The sequence below is a fragment of the Zobellia uliginosa genome (genome assembly GCF_900156625.1).
Lineage (GTDB): Bacteria > Bacteroidota > Bacteroidia > Flavobacteriales > Flavobacteriaceae > Zobellia > Zobellia uliginosa.
The window spans coordinates 817,143-841,857 of the sequence record NZ_FTOB01000002.1; the positions used below are offsets into that span (position 1 = coordinate 817,143).

The window sequence follows — 24,715 nt, forward strand, 5'->3', positions numbered from 1 at the left end:
CGTTTTTTTGTTTAATTTAATTTTTGCGCACGTTTTTTTTAATTAGCGCACGTTTTTTGGTTATATTTATTTATAACAAAGAGAATTTTAAAACATGGAAATAGCTATACCATCAATTGAAACATCCATATTTCAGGGAAAAACTACGCCTGAAAAAGGAAAAATAGTGGGTTATGGTGCCATTATAGAAAATTTAAAGTTGCCTATACCATTTCCAAATACATTATCTCTAATTACTCAAAAGAGTAAAAAATATAATCAAGAGGGTTGGAAGGTGTTTCCAACCTCATACCAACCGGAAGAAACTTTATACAAACAATTAGTATTTGCCATTAAATATGAAGGTATTAACCTTTTGGTATTTAAATCATTATTTAAAAACATATCTAAAGAAGCTATAACAACTATACTACATATAGAACCGATGGGGCAATATAGCCGTAAAATGTGGTTTTTATATGAATGGTTGCAACAAGAGGAAATTGATGTACAGGTTGATTTAAAAAAGCGTAAATATATTCCTTTGTTAGATGCAAGTATGCAATACGCGATAAAAGGGGAAGAAGTTGCTAAACAAAAGATTATTAATAACCTTCCGGGAACCATAGATTTTTGTCCGTTAATTTTTAAGACCGAGAAACTGGAAACCTATATCACTGCCAATATAGCAGGTAAGAAAAATACATTCCTTAACGGTATCCATAAAGATGTGTTACAACGCGCATCTTCTTTTTTATTGCTAAAAGATTCCAAAGCCTCTTTTACCATAGAAGGCGAAAACCCCGGAAACAACAGGGCCATGCGTTGGGGAAAAGCTATTGGGCAAGCGGGTCAAAAACCATTGGGCATAGAGGAATTAATTCGCTTACAGCAAATAGTCATAGAAAATAGTCGATTTTTAGAGATGGGATTGCGAAAAAAGGGCGGATTTGTTGGCGAACATGATCGGGTCACAGGAGAACCTATTCCAGACCATATATCCGCAAAAGCGGATGATGTTGAACCCCTTTTAAAAGGATTGATAGCAACCAATGAAGCATTGCAAGACCATACTTATGATGCGGTGTTGGCAGCAGCGACCATAGCATTCGGGTTTGTATTCATACATCCTTTTGTTGATGGTAACGGACGATTACATCGCTATATTATCCATCATATCTTAGCAAAAAAAGAATTTACACAACAAGGCGTTATTTTCCCTGTGTCCTCATCCATACTCGACCACATAGATGATTACAAAACCGTTTTGGAATCGTATTCACACCCCTTGTTAGACCATATTGATTGGAAAGAAACCGAAGACCATAATGTTGATGTTACTAATGATACCATTGATTTTTACCGTTATTTCGATGCTACAAAACAAGCGGAATTTTTATACGATTGCGTACAAGATACTCTAGAACGCGTTATTCCTGAAGAAGTAACCTATTTGCAAAACTATGATGCATTTAAAAAATTTATAGACAACAATTTTGAAATGCCCGATAAAATGGTTGCTATTCTGGTTCGTTTTTTAGAACAAAATGATGGCGTTTTATCAAAAAGAGCGTTGAAAAAAGAATTTTCGGCTTTAAATGAGAAAGAAATCATGGAAATCGAAAAGCAATATAAAACCATTTTTTTAGAAGATTAAATGACCAAACAACCAGAGGCCCTATTAGAACATAACTTGATCCAACAACTTATTGGCCTGGGCTATGCTGCTGTAAAAATACAAGATGGCGATGCCCTGGTTTCCAATTTAAAGTTACAGTTAGAGGCCTTTAACAAAACTACCTATTCCGATAAGGAGTTCGATGCCGTTCTAAACCATTTGGCCAAAGGCAATGTTTTTGAAAAGGCCAAAACCCTAAGGGACCGCTTTAGCTTTACCCGCGAAGATGGTGAGGTGGTGTATGTGCGTTTTTTCGATTCGGAAAACTGGATGAACAATCGCTTTCAGGTCACCAACCAAGTGCAGCAAGAGGGCTCGTACCTAAACCGCTACGACGTTACGCTTTTGGTCAATGGCCTGCCCTTGGTACAAATAGAGCTTAAACGTCGAGGACTCGAAATAAAGGAAGCCTTCAACCAGATCAATCGCTATCAAAAACATTCCTTTTGGAGCAATCACGGCTTGTTCCAATATGTACAATTGTTTGTGATCAGCAATGGGGTCGATACCAAGTATTTGGCAAACAACAAATTGCAATCGGTAAAACAGACCTTCTATTGGGCCGATAAGAACAATAAGAATATAACCGAATTAGAGGATTTTGCAGAAGCATTCCTTGATCCAGATCATTTGGGTAAAATGATCGCCCACTATGTGGTAATGAACGAGGCGTACAAGATCATGATGGTACTGCGGCCTTATCAGTACTACGCCGCAGAGGCCATCATAAACCAAGTAGCGACTTCCAACGAAAATGGCTATATCTGGCACACCACAGGATCGGGCAAAACCTTGACCTCTTTTAAGGCGAGCCAAATTGTAATGGATCTGCCAGAGGTGCATAAAGTGGTTTTTGTGGTAGACCGTAAAGACCTCGATTACCAGACCATGAAGGAGTTCAATGCCTTTAAAAAAGACAGTGTAGACGTTACGGACAATACCCGCTCTTTGGTAAAACAACTCGCGGACGATTCTAAATTGGTACTGACTACCATTCAAAAATTGAACAATGCCATTTCCAAATCCCGATACGAGAGAAACCTCGGCCATTTACAGGATAAAAAAGTGGTCTTTATTTTTGATGAGTGTCATCGGAGCCAGTTTGGGGAAACGCACAAAAAAATTACCGAATATTTTAAAGGAAGCCAATTGTTCGGCTTTACGGGTACGCCCATTTTTGCCGGTAATGCGTCAAAAAATGACTTAGGGAAACGTACCACCAAGGACCTCTTCGGCAATTGCCTGCATAAGTATGTGATTACGGATGCCATAAGGGACCAGAACGTGCTCAAATTCAGTATTGAGTACGTGGGCAGGTACAAGCAAAAAGGGAATACCTTTATAGATATCGAAGTCGAGGATATTGATAAAAAAGAAGTCTTTGATGACCCTGATCGCTTGGAGAAAATAGTGGATTACATCATTGCCTACCACGATCAAAAGACCTTCAATAAAGATTACTCCGCACTATTTGCCGTAAGCAGTATCGACCATGTGATACGATATTACCAGCTCTTTCAAAAGAAAAAGGAAGAAGGCAGGCATAATTTACGGGTAGCTACGATTTTCACCTATGGCGCCAATGAAGAAGATGAAGAGGCACAAGATTACTTGCCGGGAGATGAACTACCCATAGCTGCAGAACCCGAAATAAAATACCGATCCGGTCATACAAGAGATCAATTGGATGTATTTATCGGTGATTACAATAAAATGTACAACACCAAATTCTCCACCAAAGATGCTCAACAATTTGAGAATTACTTTAAAGACATCAGCAAGCGTTTAAAGGAGCGGGAGAAAACCACCTTTAATAACGAAAAAGATAGATTGGACATTGTATTGGTGGTCAATATGATGCTTACAGGATTTGATGCTAAAAAGGTAAACACCCTATATGTAGACAAGAACTTAAGACAGCATGGCCTCATTCAGGCTTTTTCCCGAACCAACAGAATATTGGGTGAAGAGAAGTCACAAGGAAACATTCTTTGTTTCCGCAACCTAAAAAAGGCGACCGACGATGCCATAACGCTTTTCTCCAATAAGGATGCCATTGAAACAGTTGTTATGCCCAATTATGAGGCAATAGCCAATAAGTTTGACGAGGCACTCAAAAACTTACGGGATGTGGCACCTAGCTATAAAAGTGTGGACGATTTACCCAGTGAAGAAGAGCAGGCACAATTTGTTCAGGCATTTCGTAAACTTATGCGAAGCATGAACGTTTTGCAGTCCTACACCGATTTTGACTGGGAAGACCTTACCATAAACGAACAGGAATACGAAGATTATAAAAGTAAATATTTAGATCTCTATGACCAGATAAAACAAGATAGGGCAAAGCAAAAAACATCCATCTTGGAGGATATCGATTTTGAGTTGGAGCTCATACATCGTGATGAAATAAATGTCGCCTATATCCTGAAGTTGTTGGCCAAACTCAAAGGGGCTAAATCATCGGAAGTTAAGGCACAGAAAAAAGCTATTATCGATTTATTGGGCGGAGATCTTATGCTGCGTAGCAAACGCGAACTTATCGAGAAATTCATTGAAGAAAATTTACCGCAAATTAATGATGTAGATGATATTGAAGACGAATTTGAAAGGTATTGGCAGGAACAAAAGGTATTGGCCCTGTCTAAATTGTGCGAAGAGGAAAACCTTGATAAGGCCCAGTTCAATGCTTTGATCGAGAGTTATATCTATAGTGGCCAAGAACCCATACGTGACGAGGTTTTTAAGTGTTTGGACAATAGACCTAGCATTTTAAAAGCAAGGGAAATAGGGGAGCGTATTTTAGATAAAATGAAAGAGTTCGTGTCCATTTTCGTTCAAGGATTAAGTGCTTAGAATATGGCATTCCAACTGAAAGAAATAAAAAGAATTTCTATCCTCAAAGCTGTCGAAGATATTGATAATCATAAGTAGAGGTTTAGCTTTCTTTCAAATTTGATTTATGTCTACAATGAATATTGGGATTCATATTATGCGTTATTGTTATATCCATCCTTGGAAACTGAAAAACCTAGTTTTATTCCTTTTGAAGGAGATGTAAAACATCAATGTGCAATTGGAAAATTAAATGTCCTTAGGAGGAACAAGCTAAATGATAATTTGGGCGAAGAAATAATTCAGTGGTTTTCTTAAAATATTTTGTCCTTTTTTAATCTGTAATCAGCTTTACTGAGGACGTCTTTTTCTTAGAAACATCGTAAAATGTTAATGATGCGGTATGACCGTAATTACTTCATCCCTAGCTCCAAACGAAATTAGCAATTACGTAAAACTTTAATATCACCCGGACAATAAGTAAGTAAAATGCTATGTTATCTTTATATGGTACTACAGTTGAGCCTCTCCTAAAAAAACTGTACTTAATTATGGCGGGAGATTACGATTATCGTCGAGTTCGATTTGAATGTTTTGAAGCTAACGGCACCATGCTTTTTCGTAAAAGTTAATTATTTGAGCTTTAATTTATTTATATTTAGCCCCAACTAAGGATGTAAACTTTTGAACAAGAGCATAAAAGTCAATGCGTTTTATTTAGATATTAGAGTCCCCCAACGCTATGATCAGAAGCTATAGATATCCAACATATTTTTTTATAATGTTGGCCATCCTTTTCGCGTGTACGAAAGAGGTTCATCTTCTAACTGAAGTAGAGTTTGATCTATTGGGCGATAATACGGAGGAAGGATTTGTTAACGAATCTCTTGCAACGGTCCTAACCGTATCTCCAGAGGAAATTGTAGATGAAATTACCTATAGCTTTAAGTATACGGTAAAGGAAGGGGAGGGCTTTTTTGAGGATGGGAACGGAGCACCCTTAGTACCGGGAGAAATGTATCTTTTTGAAGGGTTGTCCCTCAACCTCAATTATATAGGTACTGAAGCTGGAGGGCATAAGGTTCTCATTCAAGCAGAGGATTTATATGGTTTTTCCAAGGAACTGGAGTTAGTCTACACTCTTAAAAATGTGCCTGCAACATGGACGGCTACCACGGCCGATAATGAACTTCTTGTGGGGGGTACCACAATTATTACGGTCACTCTGGGTGATGAAGGGGCTGGGTATACCTCCTACGAACGTAATTATAATATTACCGTGGGGTCGGGGGAATGGACCAAGGAAGACGGCACGGGATTGGAAACAGACACTTATGTTCAAATCGTTCCCGGCACTTATCAATATAACTTTGAGGCCACAGAACTAGGGACGGTAGTTCTTACGTTTGATCTTCAGGACGATAATGGACAGGTAATTACAACAGAGGTCGTGCTTGAAGTGGTAGAGGAACTCTCATCGGGAGAGAATGACATTCTAGCTTTCTCTTTACCGGAACAGATGGGTGCGGCCATAATTGATGCTGAGAACCAAACCATATCTGTAACCGTACCAGAAGGAAGTGAACGGAATATTGCGCCATCGGTATTGTCGGTCTCCGAGGCAGCCACAGTCTTACCTGGAATCGAAGCACCACAAGATTTTACGAACCCGGTCGTTTATACGGTCACGGCAGAGAACGGTGATGAAAAAGAGTGGACGGTAACGGTAACGGAAGAAGTAAGAGCTATTGAAATAACTTCATTTAGTATGAATGGGGTGGAAGGGACTATATCTGACACGGAAATCACTTTAGAATTACCATCTGGGACAGACGTCACGGCATTGGTTCCTACGATAGAGTTTATTGGCGGGTCGGTGAATCCAATGTCCGGAGTGGCACAGGATTTTAGCAATCCTATTGCGTATACGGTTACAGAGGGTAGTATGACCAAGGTATATACGGTTACGGTCACTACGGTCGCAAACGAAGCACCTACGGCTAGCGACTTTACGGTTAACGTCCTTATAAATTCCGTTAACAACAGTATAGATGTGGAACCGCATATAGGCGACCCTGAAAACGACGGCCTTACCGTGGGTATAGAAAGCGGCCCTGCCAGCGGTACGGCGACCATTTCGGGAACGATCATCAGCTATACCCCGAACAACGGTTTTTCCGGTGAGGATGAAATCACCTATACGGTTACTGACGGGAACAACCCAGCGGTGGGCGGAACGCTGACGATACAGGTCAATGCCTTGGCGAACCAAGCGCCAACGGCCAACGACTTTAGCTTCAGTGTAGAGGCCAACTCGAGCAATAATGCCATAGACGTATCCGGCCAAATCAGCGACCCTGAAAACGACGGCCTTACCGTAGGTATAGGAAGCGGCCCTGCCAACGGTACGGCGACCATTTCGGGAACGATCATCAGCTATACCCCGAACAATGGTTTTTCCGGTGAGGATGAAATCACCTATACGGTCAATGACGGGAACAACCCAGCGGTGAGCGGAACGCTGACGATACAGGTCAATGCCTTGGCGAACCAAGCGCCAACGGCCAACGACTTTAGCTTCAGTGTAGATGCCAACTCGAGCAATAATGCCATAGACGTATCCGGCCAAATCAGCGACCCTGAAAACGACGGCCTTACCGTAGGTATAGGAAGCGGCCCCGCCAACGGCACGGCGACCATCTCGGGAACGATCATCAGCTATACCCCGAACAACGGTTTTTCCGGTGAGGATGAAATCACCTATACGGTCACTGACGGGAACAACCCGGCGGTGAGCGGAACGCTGACGATACAGGTCAATGCGTTGGCGAATGAAGCGCCAACGGCTAACGACTTTAGCTTCAGTGTAGAGGCCAACTCGAGCAATAATGCCATAGACGTATCCGGCCAAATCAGCGATCCTGAAAACGACGGTCTTACCGTAGGTATAGGAAGCGGCCCTGCCAACGGCACGGCGACCATCTCTGGAACGATCATCAGCTATACCCCGAACAACGGTTTTTCCGGTGAGGATGAAATCACCTATACGGTCAATGACGGGAACAACCCGGCGGTGAGCGGAACGCTGACGATACAGGTCAATGCCTTGGCGAATGAAGCGCCAACGGCCAACGACTTTAGCTTCAGTGTAGAGGCCAACTCTAGCAATAATGCCATAGACGTTTCCGGTCAAATCAGCGACCCTGAAAACGACGGCCTTACCGTAGGTATAGGAAGTGGTCCTTTTAATGGCAGTGCAACTATCTCTGGAACGATCATCAGCTATAGCCCGAATAACGGTTTTTCCGGTAATGATGTTATTACCTACACGGTCAGTGACGGGAACAACCCGGCGGTGAGCGGAACGCTGACGATACAGGTAAATGCCTTGGCGAATGAAGCACCAACGGCCAACGACTTTACGTTTACGGTACCTGGCAATTCCACCAATAATGCCATAGACGTGTCCGGCCAAATCAGCGACCCTGAAAACGACGGCCTTACCGTAGGTATAGGAAGCGGCCCTGCCAATGGCACGGCGACCGTCTCTGGAACGATCATCAGCTATACCCCGAACAACGGTTTTTCCGGCGAGGATCAAATCACCTATACGGTCAAAGACCCAAGTAATCCTGAAGTGAGCGCAACCTTGACGATAACCGTAACTAATCTTGCCCCAGATGCCGTGGCTTCGGGACCTAGTAGTGCAGCACCTAATTCTCTGGTGTCATTTACAGGCAGCGCTTCTTCAGACCCTAACGGAGACAGCTTAACCTATTCATGGAATTTTGGTGACGGCAATACTTCAAATGAAATGAATCCATCCCATACCTATACAGGTTCAGGGGATTATGATGTAGAACTAACGGTTAACGATGGTAATGGGGGAAGTGATTCAATGACGATTAGCATATCAATTGAAACCCCGATTACTTTTAATCGAACAACGGGTGTTTATACTGCTCCTGCCGGATCAAATGTTACTATTGAAATTGTTACTGCCAACGCTACAGGTAAGGGAGATGCTACTTTAGAGGTGCGCACAGCACCCGGCGGAACTCTTCGATTATCGTTGATTAATACGTGGAATACCACACCAGGTAACCCGGAAAGCGATATGAAATCAGGAAGTTTTACTATGCCGACTAATGGAGAGGTTTATTTGAGTGGGAGTCATACAAATAGAATACCACCAGAAGGTATAAATGTTACAGGAATAACTATTTCCAATAGTCTAGGAGGGTCAATTGGAGATTATATGGATGATAATTACCCTATCCCGCAATAGGTAGCACGTAATCTATTTATAAGTATTAGCGCATTGTTTGCCCTAGCGGAGACTATTGTTCCTAGCAATTTTATTCCGTAATTATTGTAAACGTAGTTATTGATTCTCTACCCAAAAATTCTAAGTAAGCGCGGAACATTCAAAATAGCCCATTAGTGCTTATCTTTCTCTTCCAAAATGTAATAATTGAAACGGGTTTAATGATACAATTAGGAATCTGACAGGACAGAATAATTTAGTTCAAATAAGCAATAGTCGATTGTTGACTGTTGATTATGAAAGTGCTATAAGCCCTCCATTAATCTTTGTATAAAGATGAAATAGATAGTTCTTACTTTACTTATGGTTCTCACGTTTTGTAGAGGACAAAGCGCTAATAAGCATTTATGGGGCATAGGGAAATAACCCCATAGGATGGCGCAGGCCAACACGGTAATCTAGCGGGCCGCCATTGCCTACAACCAGAAGAAATACTTGAAATTCACGGAAAAATAGGCGAAAATCTGGAAGGGATTACCAGCCTTGTCACTTTTCCTAAAAAGACACTGTCTTAATAAATGTGTAAGCCAAAAATCAAGGATTTCATTACGACATTATAACCTACTTGAATATTACTTCCCTTGAGTTTCTGAATTTTTCATACCATTTACGTCAATATCCGGGCATTCTACACGTATATCTTAAAGTAAGTAAAATATTACATTATCTTTGCGGGGTACTACAGTGTACGATATAAAGCCATAGCCCTATGAAGTATTTTGCCCCGAATTACCTTGCTCTTTTTGTTCTGACCTCTCTTTTTCTAGTTGCTTGCTCTAAAGAGGATTACCGTCCCGACCCTTATTCGGCCCGGGAAATCCCAATAGAAGGACTTGCCATTAATGGCGAATTGGATGTACCTACCTATTACTATGATAATCAGGGGCCACATAAACATAAACCCAAGGGCTTAGCGGCTAAGGTGGTGGGTTTTACCGAAACCTTTGAATCGGCCTCCAAGGGAAGTTATGCGGCGGGCAGTGTATCTTTATCTCCTTCAGGGGACTGGTATCTTGACGACGCCCTTTTAGGAACTTTGGCCAATGACCGAAAGTTTGGGGCCAAGTCGGTACGAATTAGAAATAGCGGGGCATTGACCATGAGTTTTAATATGGAGAATGGCGCGAGTAGCGTTCTTGTACGCCATGCGGCCTACGGTAATAACGGGCCATCGGATTGGAGGTTGGTAGCGTCATACGATGACGGTGCAAGTTGGTACTTTGTCGGGGATACCATTACAACGGATTCCACCATCCTGAATACGGTGACATTTGAGGTAAATGAAACGCAAAGCGTTCGCTACGGAATCTATAAGGTTTCTGGCGGGGCCAATAGGATCAATATCGATAATATTGAAATTGATATAAATACATCGGGGGGAGGAGATAGTCCGTCTATGGATAGTAACCTAACCTTTGGAAACCCCTCTAATGCCGCGTCTTCGCCCGATAATTACTTCCTCTCGAAACCGGATTTTAGCCTTTCCTACAATAACAGCAATGGAACGGCCAATTGGGTGAGCTGGCATTTGAGTACGGCATGGACGGGTACTACTTCAAGGTGTAACTGTTTTAAATCGGATACCACCCTGCCCAATACTTTCTTTAGGGCGACCACCAGCGACTATACCAATTCGGGCTTTGACCGAGGGCATTTGTGTCCTTCGGCGGACCGTAATGGCAGTGAGGACTCCAATGAGAATACCTATTATATGACCAATATCGCACCGCAGGCGCCGGACAATAACCAGAGGTCATGGGCCAATCTTGAGAACTATCTGCGTTCGTTGACCTTGGAAGGCAATGAAGTCCATATCATTTCCGGAGTGCTAGGAACCGGGGGCTCGGGAAGTAAGGGGGCGGCAAACACCATATCAAACGGGGAGATAAACGTACCGGATGCCTTCTGGAAAGTTGCCTTGATCTTGCCTAATGGAAGCAATGATATTCAACGTGTGACCACCTCCACAAGGGTGATTGCCGTATTGGTCCCCAATGACCAAGACATCAATACGGATTGGATCCAATTCAAAACTACGGTAGACCACATAGAAAGCTTGACCGGCTATGACCTTTTTGAGAACCTATCCGATTCCGTAGAATCGGTTTTAGAGGCAACAGTCGATACCGAACCCTCGGTCTAGCTAAAGTATTTTACACAAGCAGGACTTAATTCTTTCTTGGACAGCTATGATATGAGGAGGTTTTTGGGACAAAGCCCGGCTAATGGCTTCATTTACTTATATGATTGCATAGAACCCCGATAGAATTAAAATGGAGCAAGGAAGAACAAAAGAAGCGCACTCGTACAATCTTATAATGCCTAGAATTTGCTGACCAAGTAATTTTTCGCTCGCTTGATGCCTTTTTTATTCTTTTACACGGACATGTCCAAAAAAACCTGACAACATCAAAGTGAATAGGGCAGCCCCCAATTTAGAAATACCCCTCCTAGGGCAGGGGCCATTTTGTAGGGATATAATTTCGGGTCGCCAGGGGTGGAATTCAAAAAAAACAAAGACATTTTGTAGGGAGTGGCGTTCTAATGGAGAGGCGTTTACTAAAATGAAAAAGTCATGGATCGAGGTCTCCAAAATGAGTCAAATCAACCAATCTGTACTTGTTAAATCAAAGGTTTAAAAAAAATAGTCTTGATTTTTTCCGTGAATTTTAAATAATCGGATTCATTTTAAAGTCAGTTCTAAAAATCAACATTAAAATAGTTTCATACTTTTCTCCCATCTTATTTTTTAAGATACGGAAAGCTTTAGTTATTTGAGATTCTACGGTTTTTATAGAAAGGTTAAGGCATTCAGAAATCTCAATATTAGTGAGTCCTTCTTTTTTACTCATAAGAAAAATCTGTTTACACTTGGGGGGTAATTCCTGAATCGTGTTGAAAAGGATATTCAGAATCTTTTGTTCTTGTATTTCGTCCTTTTCATCAACGGCAAGGGCCAAAGCCGTTGCGTATGTTTTTTCTAAGGCCATGACGGCCTTCCCTTTTCTATATTCATCAATGAATTTATTGTGAACTAATTTATACAGGTAACTTTTTAAAGAAAGTTCAGTTTTTAATTTGTCTCGCTTTTCCCAAATCTGAACAAATACATTTTGTACAATATCTTCAGCTAACAAATCATCTCTAATTAGGCTGTTGGCATAAGCACATAACCTGTTATGATAGTTCTCTACGAGGTAAGTGTAGGCTTCTTCATCACCTTGTTTTAGGCCCTGAATCAGTAAACTTTGATTTGAAAAATGTTTATACATGTTGTGTTTTGTTTATATGTTGGGCTGGTATTTTGGTAAATATTAAAAAAAAATGTCAAAAAAGTAAGGGTTTATTAAAATGAGTTCGTAATAGTGTGAATTGTTTAATGAATGAAAACAGAAAAAATACATAAACTGATTGTTAAATATGTTACAGCTACAATTTCGAAATCGGAATTGGACGAATTGGAAATTGAACTCAAACAAGCTTCCAACATTCACCTTTTTAACGAGTATGTAAAATTAAATTATAGAATTGACAGTAAAATGAAAACCTACGATACGGAAAAATCAAAACGCCTTTTACTGGATAAGATAAGGAAGGACAAAGAGGTGCCTAGGAAATTCACATTGAAGAATTATGTTAAGTACGCGGCACTTATACTTTTATCTATGACTATAGGATATTTGGTGAAGGAGTTTGCCTTTTCGGAAGAGGAAGTAATACAATTTTCACCAAAGGAGAATTTTATTACTCTAGAACGTGAAGATGGTAACATTCAAGTTATTTCAGAAGAAGGAACGACACAGGTTTTTGATAAGAACGGAAAGGTTGTGGGCTCTCAGATTGGTAATCAATTGGTGTATAAGGATAACAATGATTCCAAAGAAAGTGCGCCGGTCTATAACACGCTAAATGTGCCTTATGGAAAACGGTTTGAACTTAAATTGGAGGATGGTTCCATAGTATACTTGAATTCAGGATCATCTTTAAAATATCCAGTAAGATTCCGAAAAGGAGCGGAGCGGAAAGTTTATTTGACTGGAGAAGCTTTTTTGGATATCGCGAAAGACAACAATAGAGCCTTTATTGTTAATGCTGCAGATTTGAACGTAAAAGTATATGGTACTCGTTTCAATGTTTTAGCCTATCCTGAAGATAAGGTAAAAGAAGTAGTTTTAGTTGAAGGGTCCGTTGGGATGTACGCAAAACAAGATGGTCTTAAATTGGGGAAAGAAACATTGTTGATTCCTGGAACAAAGGGCAAATATGATAATACGATCGGGGATATTTCAACCGAACCGGTTGTAACAAGTATATACACGTCGTGGGTTCAAGGGGTATTGGTATTTAGAAACATGAGTTTTGAGGATATCCTTAAAAAATTGGAAAGACATTACGATGTTAAGATCGTTAATCAAAATTCACAATTGTCTACTGAAACATTCAATGCCAGTTTCGGGGATATGTCTATTGAGAAAATATTGGATTATTTCAAGAGTCAGTATGATATGGACTATGTAATAGAGAACGAGATTGTAATTGTAAAATAACTATTGGATAACTTAAAATAAACCGCTAATGAAGAAATGACTAGAGTAAAATTCGCTTTTTCACCCGTTCTCAACTAAAGTGAAAAAATCGGAAAATGCGTCACCATTTCCCGATTCGTAGAAGTGATTAACCAAATTGTATAACCACAATCAAACATTATAAAAGTATGAAAAAATTTCTTGATCGAACAAGAAGCGGCCTCCCATTGCTTAAACTCAATTTGAAGATGAAAATCAGTATGTTGTTCATGTTTATGGTCTTATTCACCATGCAGGCAAAAACATCGTATTCACAGGTTACCAAGATTTCACTAGACCTGAATAATGTATCGGTGGAAAGAATTATAGATGAAATTGAAAGTCAAACTGAGTTTCATTTTGTGTATCAAATCAAAGATGTTGATTTAAAGAGGGTAATTAGTGTAAAGGCTACGCAAGAAACCGTACCACAGATTTTAACTAGAATTTTCGCAAAAACAAGAACTACGCATCGGGTAGTGGACAAACAGATATTTCTTAAAAAAAGAAGGGTCGCCAGCCTAAAACGTGATAAAAGTGTGGTTCAGCAAAAGTTGGTTATAACGGGTACCGTAACTGATACCAATGGACAACCATTACCTGGGGCAAATATTGTGGAAAAAGGTACCACTAATGGGGTTACTGCAGATTTTGATGGTAATTTTTCATTTGAAGTAGCCACAGATGCAATAATAGTGGTCAGCTATATTGGTTTTGCCTCGAAAGAAGTTCCAGTAAATGGGGAAGCTAACGTGAATATTTCATTGGAAGAAAGTGCAGCGGGCTTAGAGGAAGTTGTTGTTGTGGGTTACGGAACTCAGAAAAAAGTTAACTTAACTGGGGCAATATCAACAGTACAATTTGATGAAGAACTGGAAAATCGACCAATTACGAATGCTTCGCAAGCCCTGGGAGGAACGGCATCCGGTATTTGGGTTAGTCAAAACTCAGGAAAACCAGGTGGAGATGGAGCTCAGATACGTATCAGGGGATGGGGCACACTAAATAATGCAAATCCTTTGATAATAATTGATGGTGTTGAAGGATCATTTAATCAATTAAACCCGAATGATATAGAGAGTATATCTGTCTTGAAAGATGCAGCTAGTGCGGCTATATATGGTTCTAAAGCTGCAAATGGAGTTGTTTTAATTACGACGAAGAAGGGGGGTCTGGGGCAAGAAATGCAGGTTAATATTAGTTCTTACGCCGGTATACAATCATTAGGTAGGCGATATGATTTAATTACCGATAGCTCAGAAAGTATGGAGCTGACTAATATAGGGCTAGTTAATGATGGAGGTAGCCCACTTTTCTCACAAGAATTAATTTCAGAATTTAAAAATAGTAGCGATAAATATAAATATCCGAATACGGATTGGTATAAAGCTTTATTTAGAACCGCTGCCATTCAAGAGCACAATATATCAGTAAAGGGAGGTTCGGAAAAAACTAGCTCATACATTTCTGTTAATTATTTGGATCAAGAGGGAATCATTCCAAATACAGAGTCAGAAAGATATGGAATTAGACTTAATGTAGAATCCAATGTTAAAGATTGGTTGACCGTAGGAGCTAAAGCAAATTATATCCGAAGAAATTCTAAAGAACCCTATGCGGATATTACTTATGGTTCAGTTGGTCGCGTTTATAATATGCTTGGCGGAGCCACCCCATATATAGCTCCATATACTCGAGATGGACAGTTTGGTTCAGTACAAGCCATAGATGAGAATGGTAGTCTTTTATATGACAATAGAAATCCTTTGATAGATGCGGCAAATGGCTCTACAATTACTGAAGAAAATTTTCTGACATTAAATCTACATGCTAATATTAAGTTCAATGACAACCTATCACTTAGGACAACAATTTCTACCAACGGAAACTGGAATCTTATTGATAAGTTCAATACAAGTGTCTTTGGGTATACAGACACTGGTATGGAGACCACAACAAAGAATTATAATCGAGAAGGTTTGGAGATTAATAGAGCACAAGTATCTACATTACAAAACAACCTGTTTTCTACTATAAATTATACTAAAAATTTCGCTAAGATTCATGATGTATCAGCTATCGCAGGTATTCAATTGGAAACAAACAAAGTTCAAAATGTATTTGCTCGTAGGACAGCTCCTCCAAAAGAGGGTTTAACACAAGTAGATGCGGGAACTTCTGGAGTTCAAGGAGAAGGGAACATGACAGCGCTAAGAATATTCTCTTATTTTGGCCGACTAAACTATACCTTATCTGATAAGTATTTGTTAGAAGCTAACTTCCGAGCAGACGGTTCATCTAGGTTTAGTAAAAATAATCGATGGGGAGTATTCCCGGGCTTTTCAGCAGGTTGGAGAGTATCTCAAGAACAATTTATTCAAGAGTTAGATGTTTTCTCAAACTTAAAATTACGAGCGTCTTGGGGGCAGTTGGGGAATCAAAACCTAGACAGTTTTTGGCCGTATTTAACTGTAATAAATCAGAGTAACGATTTGAGTTACAATTATAACGGCGCGTTTGCCCCAGGAGCTGCTGTTACCAACCTTGTAGACGAGAACATAACTTGGGAAAAATCTTCGAGTATTGATCTTGGGATAGATATAGGCCTAATGGATGGAAAGATTGGAATAGAAGCTGATTATTTTCAAAAGAAAACTGAAAATATTCTTGTTCAACTACCTCTCCCTCTCGTCCACGGTGGTGTGTCGTCACCTTTTCAAAATGTGGGAGAGATGTCTAATAACGGTTTTGAGTTTGTCGTAAATTATGACAACCATAAGTATGAAAGAAAAGACCTTAGTTTTAACGTTGGAGGCAATTTTACATACATAGTTAATAAAGTGACCAAATTCCAAGATGGGAACTCTCCTGATCAACTTTACTTAATTAGAGAAGGTTATTCTTTTCGATCATTATACGGGTATAAAGTAGAAGGAATCTACCAATCAGACGATGAAGCATTAACTCACATGCACTCTAACGGTTTAAAGCCTAAAGCCGGAAATTTGAGATATGTGGATTTAAATAACGATGGAAAGTTAAATTTTGAAGATAAACAAGTTTTAGGGAATACTATACCAAAATTCACTTACGGTATTTCATCAGGGTTCAAATATGAAGGTTTTGATTTAAGCCTGCTTTTTCAAGGTATTGCCGGAGCTAGTGCTTTTACTCAGAATAACTTTACAAACATATCTTATGAAAATCGAGTTTTTTCAACGCGATGGAGAGACGCATGGACTCCAGAAAATACAGATACTGACATGCCGAGTTTTAAATTTAATGATTCTTGGGATAATTCAGATTCTTCTTTTTGGGTAAGGAAAATAAACTTTATAAAATTGAAGAATGTTCAAGTTGGGTATAGTTTTCCAGATGCATTAATATCACATTTGGGAATGGATAAAATCTACATATACGCTAACGCCCAAAATGTTTTTACCATAGCTAATAAGGACTACGAAGGCTATGACCCTGAGAGGAGTACATTTGATAGTGGCGGTGGATTCTACCCCATTCCAAGAATTGTTTCAATAGGTTTAAATCTTAATTTCTAAATTATGCGATTAAAAGATATTTCAAATAAAGTATTGTTGGCTGTTTTGATTTTATTATTTAACAGTTGTGACAAAAATTTTCTCGGAGTTACTCCTGAGGATAAAATTACTTCAAATAATTTTCCAGAAAGTGAAGATGATATCGACTTGTTATTAAATGGTGTATACAATGAATTACATGATGGAAGGTCTATATGGGATGAATTCTTATTTGGATTTGGGATGCTTGACGGTGCAACCCCTAATTCCTTTAACTGGGGGAACACCGATGTTTCAAAAATAGGAAATGGTTCTCTTTCCACTGGAGACACAGGGTTTTTGACATTTCGTTGGACAAAATGTTATGCAATAATCTCACGAGCGAACTACCTTTTGGAAGCGATTGAATTAGTTGAATTAGGTGAAAATGATAAATCAAGAATAGTTGGTGAAGCCCATTTCCTCAGAGGCTTAGCTTACTCAATATTGGTTGAAACATATGGGGGTGTTCCTTTAATAGAGGCTACAATCGCTCCAGAAGAGTCCAGACAGCTGAGTAGAGCATCAATAGAAGAAACATGGGCTTTTGTTATATCGGATTATGACACAGCAATTGATAACTTAGGGGTTGATGCACCGGAAGTTGGCAGGGCAACAAAGGGAGCGGCATTGGGGTTGAAAATGCGGGCTTATCTGTATCAAAACAAATATGAACAGGTGCTTAGTGTTATCAATGAAATAGAGGCATTAAACAAATATGGATTATTCCCAAGTTATGAAGGATTGTTTAGGTTAGAGAATGAAAACAATCAAGAAGTTCTTTTTGATGTGCAATATATGCGTGGTGAAAATTCACAAGGGACCATGCATGATCAATTTTCAGGAATAGGAACAGGTAGTTTTACTAGAGGAAGCCGTTATGTTCCGACTCAAGATTTGATTGATGCTTATGAAATGATAGATGGTTCCAATGTAGATCCAGAAAACCCTTATGAGGGAAGAGACCCACGTTTAGAGTTTACATGTGTGGTTCCAGGAGCATATTTTTTAGGCTATCGCTTTCCAAATTATATTTACCCGGGAGGCGCGTATAATCATCCTGGATGTCAGCTAAAGCAATTTAGCGCGCGAAAATATCAAATCGAGCCCTTGTCTGAATTACCACCATCGGGCCAATCGGACTTAAATTATATTGTTTTGAGGTACGCCGATGTTATTCTTGCGAAAGCTGAAGCTATTATAGAAACAAATGGTAATATCAATGAAGCTATTGATTTGATAAATAGAATTAGAACAGAAAGAGATGATGTGAAATTAACAGCGCTACCGATGGGACTTTCCCAAGGGGAGGCTCGTTCCCATCTCAGACGCGAGAGACGTATAGAATTCGCATTTGAAGGTTTGTATTGGTCTGATATAAAGAGGTGGGATATAGGAAAGGATATTTATCCATATGAAGTATTAAATTATGATGGGGGTATAATAGAAACCAAATTTCCTGGGGGATATTTAGACTATTATGACTTACTTCCTATCCCAGATAGTGAGATATCACTAAATAAAAATCTTGTGCAGAACCCAGGTTGGTAGTCCATAGTATTAGATACCTGGTTTAACCCTTTATTTAAAAAGCCATTTGAAATGCATATAAGCTATTTGCTTTATGTCAAATCTCTCGTGTAAAATAATTAGATATGATAAAATCATTGAGTTTGATATATATCAACATGAATCACATTGGTTCCATTTTATTCCTAATGTTTATTAGTGTGAATTGTGAGTTGTATGGACAAACGGTCAAATTAGAAAACCAGCCTAATTTCATCATTATTTTTGCAGATGACCTTGGCTATGGTGATTTGAGTACATACGGACATCCCAGTATCGAGACACCGAATCTTGACCGAATGGCTAGTGAAGGACAGAAATGGACAAATTTTTATGTTGGGGCCAGTGTTTGCACGCCAAGTAGGGCAGCTCTTCTTACAGGAAGGCTGCCCATAAGAAGTGGAATGACCAGTAACAAAGTAAGGGTACTCTTCCCTAATTCAGTTAATGGTCTGCCTGCCGATGAAATTACTTTGGCCGAACAATTGAAGGAGGTTGGCTATGGAACTGCTTGTATAGGGAAATGGCATTTGGGCCATAAAAAGGAGTATCTGCCTACTAATAATGGATTCGATTATTATTTTGGAATCCCATACTCCAATGATATGGACAACTTAGCTAAGTTAAAGTCCAAGGAAGAGTATGAGAAATTTTGGCATAACCGTAGCAATATAAAATCAGAAAACTTTAATGTTCCCTTGATGCGGAACACTAATATTATTGAGCGTCCAGCTAACCAAAATACTATTACAAGACGTTATACAGAGGAGGCTATTTCCTATATTAGAAAGAACAAGGATAGTCCTTTTTTCTTGTATTTAGCTCATAATCTTCCTCATATTCCATTATTTGCGTCTAAAGAATTCTTGGGAACAAGCCGGAGGGGAATATACGGTGATGTAATAGAGGAAATTGATTATGGCGTAGGCCAGATAATTTCTGCTTTAAAAGAAGAAGGTCTGACGAACAATACAATTGTTGTTTTTACTTCTGATAACGGACCTTGGCTATCTTTCAAGGCTGATGGTGGTAGTGCGGGATTATTAAAGGCAGGAAAAGGAATGACTTGGGAAGGGGGGATGAGGGTTCCTGGTATTTTTTGGTCACCGACAAAGATTAAACCAGGACTAATATCTGATATAGGAACTACAATGGATTTATTTACAACTTTCAGTCATATGGCAGGGGTTTCAATTCCTAATGACCGTATAATTGATGGGGTAGACTTAAGTGCTACCTTATTGAGATCTGAACCTAGCGATAGGGATGAAGTTTTGTATTACAGGGGGAGTGACCTTTACGCAATGCGGGTAGGTTCTTTTAAAGCACATTTTATTACGGAAGGTGAGTATGGAATGTACGGGGAGCGTCAGTTACATGAACCACCCTTATTATATAATTTAAATCATGATCCTTCCGAGAAATATAATATAGCAGAAAGACATCCCGAAGTCCTTGAAAAAATTAGGGCTGCCGTTAAAAAACATGAGTCAGGTTTAGTTATAGGAAGGGATTTGTTAATAGAAAGAAATTGATATATGAAAGACTTTTTTACTTATCCCGAGTTTGTTCGAAAAACAACATTTCGAAAATATGGCTTTATACTTCTTAATTTGTTTATCGCTTTTTTACAAATAGGTTGCAAAAATGAAGGAAAAATAACCAGCCCTAATATCATATTGATTATGGCGGATGATTTGGGTTACGGTGAATTAGGGTGTTATGGTAACATGGAAATCAATACCCCTAATTTGGATTATTTGGCAAATAATGGGGCGAAATTCACAGATTTTCATTCTAATGGTTCGGTATGTACCCCCACACGGGCAGCTTTGCTAACGGGAAACTATCAACAGAGGTCTGGTATGGAAGGAATTATATACGTTAGCGGACCAACCAGAGAGGTAGGTCTAAATCCCAATCAACATACAATTGCTGATTTTTTGAAAAGTGAAGGATATGTAACTGGAGTAATGGGTAAATGGCATCTAGGTTACAATGAGAAATTTAATCCAACCAATTTGGGTTTTGATGAGTTTTATGGGTATCTCAGTGGGAATGTTGATTATCATTCCCATTTTGATAATTCAGGAATTTATGACTGGTGGCACAACTTGGACACCTTGAATGAAGAGGGATATTCGACCGATTTGATATCAAAACATTCAGTAGAATTTATTGAAAAAAATAAAGATAAACCTTTTTTTCTTTATGTGCCTCATGAGGCTCCTCATGTGCCATTTCAGGGTAGAACCGACAAGGCTTACCGCTTTTCTAACAACGAATTTACCTATCATGGACCAGTGGAAGATAAGAAGCGAGCTTATAGGGAAATGGTTGAAGCAATGGATGATGGAATAGGAATGATTTTCAAAAAATTAAGAAAATTGGAAATTGAAGATAATACTTTGGTGTTTTTCCTTTCGGATAATGGCGCTGAAAAGTTTGGTAATAATGGTGTTTTGAAAGGAACAAAAGGAAGTTTGTTGGAAGGAGGCCACCGTGTTCCGGCAATAGCTTATTGGAAGAATAAAATAAGTCCTAAAATAACAAATGAAGTATTGATGTCTATGGATTTGTTGCCTACAATCTTGTCTATAGTCAAGGCACCTCTCGCCAAGTTTGATGGAGTAAATTTCTCTGAAATTTTATTTTCTGAAACTGAAGTGCATCTTGAAGATAGACCTGTTTTTTGGAGGTATAAAGGAAGTAAGGCTGTCAGGCATAAAGATTGGAAACTGATAATTAAAGAAAAAGACACTGTTTTATATAATCTAAGTGCAGATTTAAAGGAGTCAAAAAATCTTTACTCTCATAACAATCCTGTTGCAATGAAATTAATTCAAAGTTTAAAGGACTGGGAAAATGAAATAGGTCCTGAGGACAAAATGATAACACTTTAATTATTCTAAGTAAGCGACTTCATTTATAATCGAACTTTAAGATTTGGAGTCATAGTTTAAAAGTAAAATAATATATCATGTTAAATAAGAGTGTGTATATAATAATTATACTGATTTTATTACCAAATTTTGTGGTAAGTCAAGACGGCAAAAAGCCTAATATTATTGTGATATTTTGTGATGATTTGGGTTTTGCAGATTTATCCTCCTATGGGTCTATATGGAATGAAACTCCGGAAATAGATAAGATGGCGACTGAGGGACTGCGTTTTACCAATTTTTATGCAGGAGCACCTGTTTGTACACCATCTAGGGCCGCTTTGATGACCGGGTGTTACGCTAGACGAGTTGATATGGATTTAGATGCTAAAAATAGGTGGGTGCTTTTTCCAGTTGCGAAAAAAGGCATTAACCCTAAGGAAATAACTTTGCCAGAGGTATTAAAAGAAGAGGGGTATTCTACCGCTATTATTGGCAAATGGCACTTAGGTGATCAACCTGAATTTTTACCTACCAAGCATGGTTTTGATTATTGGTTTGGGTTACCTTATTCAAATGACATGGAAGTACTAAAAAGGGAAGATCCTCCATTACCATTGATGAGGAATGAGAAAGTAGTTCAGCAGTCTAATAAGTTAAAAGTTTTTGACCAGACAACCCTGACTAAGCGCTACACAGAAGAGGCCGTTCAATGGATAGACAGTAATAAGGAGAAACCTTTCTTTTTATATCTAGCGCATACAATGCCTCACAACCCTGTAGCGGCACGACCAGAATTTTATAAAAAAACAACAAATCCCAAAAAGGGATTTGGAGCCGCTGTTGCGGAAATTAGCTGGTCTACAGGTGAAATCTTATCCTATTTAAAAAAAGAGAACCTAGATAAAAATACCTTGGTCATTTTTACATCTGATAATGGAGGAAATCCAAATTGGGGAGCAAGTAATGGTATTTTAAAAGGCAAAAAAGGGCAGACTTCTGAGGGAGGAATACGTGTGCCTTGTATTGCGTGGTGGCCAGGAAAAATAGAACCAGGAACAACTTGTACTACTCCTGCTTCGGTTATAGATTTTTATTCCACGTTTTCTTCATTGGCCAATATTAAATTGGAAGATGCAACAAAGAGGGATGGGAAAGATATCTCCCAGTACTTTTTTAATCCTCACTTAGAGGTTGAGCCTAGACCATTTTTTTATTGGCACGTTGGTTATCTTGAAGCAATCAGGTATGGTGATTGGAAAATTAACCTTATGGGAGATTTCTCTAAGAAAGCCAAAGAGAATATAGCCAAAAGCACATACTCTGAGGTTAGTTCTCTGGGTCAAGTTGAATTATACGATTTAAATAATGACCCTGGAGAGAGGTTTAACATTGCAGACGCACATCCCGAGATTGTTCAAAAACTAATATCCATGGCGGACAAGGAAAGAGCTGCTCTCGGTCAATGGAACGATAAAGGGCCAGAGGTCAGAACTACTATTTATAAAAAGAATCCGAAACCCTTGTTAAAGCAGCCATAAAAAAAAGACTATGATAAATATGAGAAAAATATCTTCAGTGCTATCTATTGGAAGGTATTTGACAATAGCTTTTACATTATTATTTATGACCATCGGTCATTCCCAAAAAAAAGATAAAAGACCAAATATTGTATTCGCTTTTGCTGATGATTGGGGCAAGTATGCCAGTTGTTACGCTACAATAAAAGGAAATCCAGAATGGCAAAAAATAGTTAAAACCCCAAATATAGATCGATTAGCAAAAGAAGGGATTCTCTTTAACAATGCTTATGTGAATGCACCATCTTGTACTCCCAGTAGGAGTTCAATCCTTTCCGGGCAATATTTTTATCGCACAGGAATGGGAAGTATTTTGTTGGGAGCTGTTTGGGATAGTAGTATTCCGACTTATCCACTTCTATTGGAAAAAAACGGGTATCATATAGGATACACATATAAAGTGTGGAGTCCAGGAACACCAAAAAATGCAGGTTACGGAGGGGATAGAACCAAATATGAGTCCGGAGGAAATCTTTTTAATCGTTTTAGTCAAAATGTTAATAAATTCATGGAGGAAGGACAATCTATGAATTATGCAAAGCAACTATTATACGATGAAGTCAGTGCAAATTTTCTTCAATTTTTAAATGATAACGATAATGGAAAACCATTTTGTTATTGGTTTGGCCCAACTAACACACATCGTAAATGGACAGCTGGTTCCGGTAAGAATTTATGGGGAATAGACCCTGATGAGTTGAAAGGGAAACTACCCCCATTTTTACCTGACGTTGAAATTGTTAGAGAAGATTTTGCAGATTATCTGGGAGAGGTAATGGCCTTTGATAGTGGTTTGGGAATTTTGATTAAAACGCTTGAAGAAAAAAAATTAATGGATAATACCTTAATTGTTATTAGTGGAGATCATGGAATTCCTGGATTTACTAATGGTAAGACTAACCTTTACGATTTTGGGACTAATGTCTCACTAATAGCACATTGGCCTTCCGTAATAAAACCTGGACGGATAGTTGATGACTTTGTGAACCTTATGGATTTAGGTCCTACTTTTTTGGAAGTAGGAAATGTTGATATACCGGAAGTTATGACAGGTAAAAGTTTAGTTTCACTTTTTAAAAGCCCCAAGAAGAAAGGATTTGTCGAAAAAAATAGAAATTACGTAATTACAGGAAGGGAAAGACATGTTCATTCCGCTAGAACAGGCTACCTTCCCTATCCGCAACGGTCCATTAGAACCAAAGATTTCTTATACATAATAAACTTTGAACCCGATAGATGGCCTATGGGGAATTCTGGTATTTCAAACTTAGATTTTGAAACTTTGGCCAATAACACCACTGTTGCTTATCCAGATTTTGATGCTAGTCCTACAAAGGCATGGCTTATTATAAATAAGGAATTAAGTGGTAATCAATTGTTCTATAATTATGCTTTTGGGAAAAGGCCTAAAGAGGAACTTTTTGTTATCAATTCAGACCCGTTTCAAGTGAATAATGTTGCTAGTATATCAAAATATGGAACAATTAAAAAGCAATTAAAAGAGAAATTACTATCCGAATTAAAACGTACAGAAGACCCTAGGGTTACAGGGAATGGAAAATCTTTTGACAACCCTCCGTATACAAAAACAGTAGATCTGCCCGGATGGTTTATTCCTCAAGATAAAAAGCTATAAAGTTGAAATCATACTTATTGTAATCATTTTTTTTGATGCATGCTCTTTCAGTAAAAATGGTTTGAACTAAAGTGGATAACCCTGCCCTAGGA

Annotated in this window: 12 protein-coding genes; 11 read left to right on the forward strand and 1 reads right to left on the reverse strand. The window is 38.9% G+C overall.

The features are described from left to right. Positions 1 to 94 precede the first annotated feature (94 nt). The 4 genes from BW980_RS07900 to BW980_RS07915 all read left to right on the forward strand — a co-directional run bounded on the left by BW980_RS07900 (position 95) and on the right by BW980_RS07915 (position 10,959). Entirely contained in the window at positions 95 to 1,636 is a 1,542-nt protein-coding gene (locus BW980_RS07900; protein ID WP_076454437.1) for a Fic family protein, read from the forward strand. Further along, positions 1,637 to 4,510, forward strand: a complete 2,874-nt coding sequence (locus BW980_RS07905) for a type I restriction endonuclease subunit R (protein ID WP_076454439.1) — start codon at positions 1,637 to 1,639, stop codon at positions 4,508 to 4,510. A 760-nt stretch (positions 4,511 to 5,270) separates the two neighbouring features. Continuing rightward, positions 5,271 to 8,777 (forward strand): Ig-like domain-containing protein, encoded by a 3,507-nt coding sequence (locus BW980_RS07910; protein ID WP_076454441.1) that lies wholly within the window; start codon positions 5,271 to 5,273, stop codon positions 8,775 to 8,777. 748 nt (positions 8,778 to 9,525) lie between these two features. After that, positions 9,526 to 10,959: a DNA/RNA non-specific endonuclease gene (locus tag BW980_RS07915; RefSeq protein WP_076454442.1), complete on the forward strand. Its 1,434-nt coding sequence runs from the start codon at positions 9,526 to 9,528 to the stop codon at positions 10,957 to 10,959. Between the two features lie 526 nt (positions 10,960 to 11,485). On the opposite strand, the gene BW980_RS07920 is transcribed toward BW980_RS07915, so the two are convergent. Continuing rightward, positions 11,486 to 12,088: an RNA polymerase sigma factor gene (locus BW980_RS07920; protein ID WP_076454444.1), complete on the reverse strand. Its 603-nt coding sequence runs from the start codon at positions 12,086 to 12,088 to the stop codon at positions 11,486 to 11,488. Positions 12,089 to 12,199: 111 nt separating this feature from the next. Here BW980_RS07920 and BW980_RS07925 point away from each other — a divergent pair, with 111 nt between their 5' ends. The 7 genes from BW980_RS07925 (at position 12,200) to BW980_RS07955 (ending at position 24,623) form a co-directional block, all read left to right on the forward strand. Further along, a complete protein-coding gene (locus BW980_RS07925; protein ID WP_076454445.1) occupies positions 12,200 to 13,363 on the forward strand; it encodes a FecR family protein in 1,164 nt (387 codons plus the stop codon). Between the two features lie 167 nt (positions 13,364 to 13,530). Continuing rightward, positions 13,531 to 16,938: a TonB-dependent receptor gene (locus BW980_RS07930; protein WP_217694791.1), complete on the forward strand. Its 3,408-nt coding sequence runs from the start codon at positions 13,531 to 13,533 to the stop codon at positions 16,936 to 16,938. Between the two features lie 3 nt (positions 16,939 to 16,941). Beyond that, positions 16,942 to 18,507, forward strand: a complete 1,566-nt coding sequence (locus BW980_RS07935) for a RagB/SusD family nutrient uptake outer membrane protein (RefSeq protein ID WP_076454447.1) — start codon at positions 16,942 to 16,944, stop codon at positions 18,505 to 18,507. A 104-nt stretch (positions 18,508 to 18,611) separates the two neighbouring features. Beyond that, positions 18,612 to 20,060: a sulfatase family protein gene (locus BW980_RS07940; protein WP_076454449.1), complete on the forward strand. Its 1,449-nt coding sequence runs from the start codon at positions 18,612 to 18,614 to the stop codon at positions 20,058 to 20,060. Positions 20,061 to 20,063: 3 nt separating this feature from the next. Beyond that, complete coding sequence (locus BW980_RS07945) at positions 20,064 to 21,428, forward strand: sulfatase-like hydrolase/transferase (protein WP_076454451.1); 1,365 nt, start codon at positions 20,064 to 20,066, stop codon at positions 21,426 to 21,428. Positions 21,429 to 21,505: 77 nt separating this feature from the next. After that, complete coding sequence (locus tag BW980_RS07950; protein WP_076454453.1) at positions 21,506 to 22,948, forward strand: sulfatase family protein; 1,443 nt, start codon at positions 21,506 to 21,508, stop codon at positions 22,946 to 22,948. A 10-nt stretch (positions 22,949 to 22,958) separates the two neighbouring features. Beyond that, positions 22,959 to 24,623 (forward strand): sulfatase family protein, encoded by a 1,665-nt coding sequence (locus BW980_RS07955; protein WP_076454455.1) that lies wholly within the window; start codon positions 22,959 to 22,961, stop codon positions 24,621 to 24,623. Positions 24,624 to 24,715: the final 92 nt, after the last annotated feature.

What these genes read in the sequence shown, in the direction of transcription:
- BW980_RS07900 (WP_076454437.1), top strand. Translation starts at nt 95, where the DNA reads ATGGAAATAGCTATACCATCAATTGAAACATCCATATTTCAGGGAAAA.
- BW980_RS07905 (WP_076454439.1), top strand. Translation starts at nt 1,637, where the DNA reads ATGACCAAACAACCAGAGGCCCTATTAGAACATAACTTGATCCAACAA.
- BW980_RS07910 (WP_076454441.1), top strand. Translation starts at nt 5,271, where the DNA reads ATGTTGGCCATCCTTTTCGCGTGTACGAAAGAGGTTCATCTTCTAACT.
- BW980_RS07915 (WP_076454442.1), top strand. Translation starts at nt 9,526, where the DNA reads ATGAAGTATTTTGCCCCGAATTACCTTGCTCTTTTTGTTCTGACCTCT.
- BW980_RS07920 (WP_076454444.1), bottom strand. Translation starts at nt 12,088, where the DNA reads ATGTATAAACATTTTTCAAATCAAAGTTTACTGATTCAGGGCCTAAAA.
- BW980_RS07925 (WP_076454445.1), top strand. Translation starts at nt 12,200, where the DNA reads ATGAAAACAGAAAAAATACATAAACTGATTGTTAAATATGTTACAGCT.
- BW980_RS07930 (WP_217694791.1), top strand. Translation starts at nt 13,531, where the DNA reads ATGAAAAAATTTCTTGATCGAACAAGAAGCGGCCTCCCATTGCTTAAA.
- BW980_RS07935 (WP_076454447.1), top strand. Translation starts at nt 16,942, where the DNA reads ATGCGATTAAAAGATATTTCAAATAAAGTATTGTTGGCTGTTTTGATT.
- BW980_RS07940 (WP_076454449.1), top strand. Translation starts at nt 18,612, where the DNA reads ATGATAAAATCATTGAGTTTGATATATATCAACATGAATCACATTGGT.
- BW980_RS07945 (WP_076454451.1), top strand. Translation starts at nt 20,064, where the DNA reads ATGAAAGACTTTTTTACTTATCCCGAGTTTGTTCGAAAAACAACATTT.
- BW980_RS07950 (WP_076454453.1), top strand. Translation starts at nt 21,506, where the DNA reads ATGTTAAATAAGAGTGTGTATATAATAATTATACTGATTTTATTACCA.
- BW980_RS07955 (WP_076454455.1), top strand. Translation starts at nt 22,959, where the DNA reads ATGATAAATATGAGAAAAATATCTTCAGTGCTATCTATTGGAAGGTAT.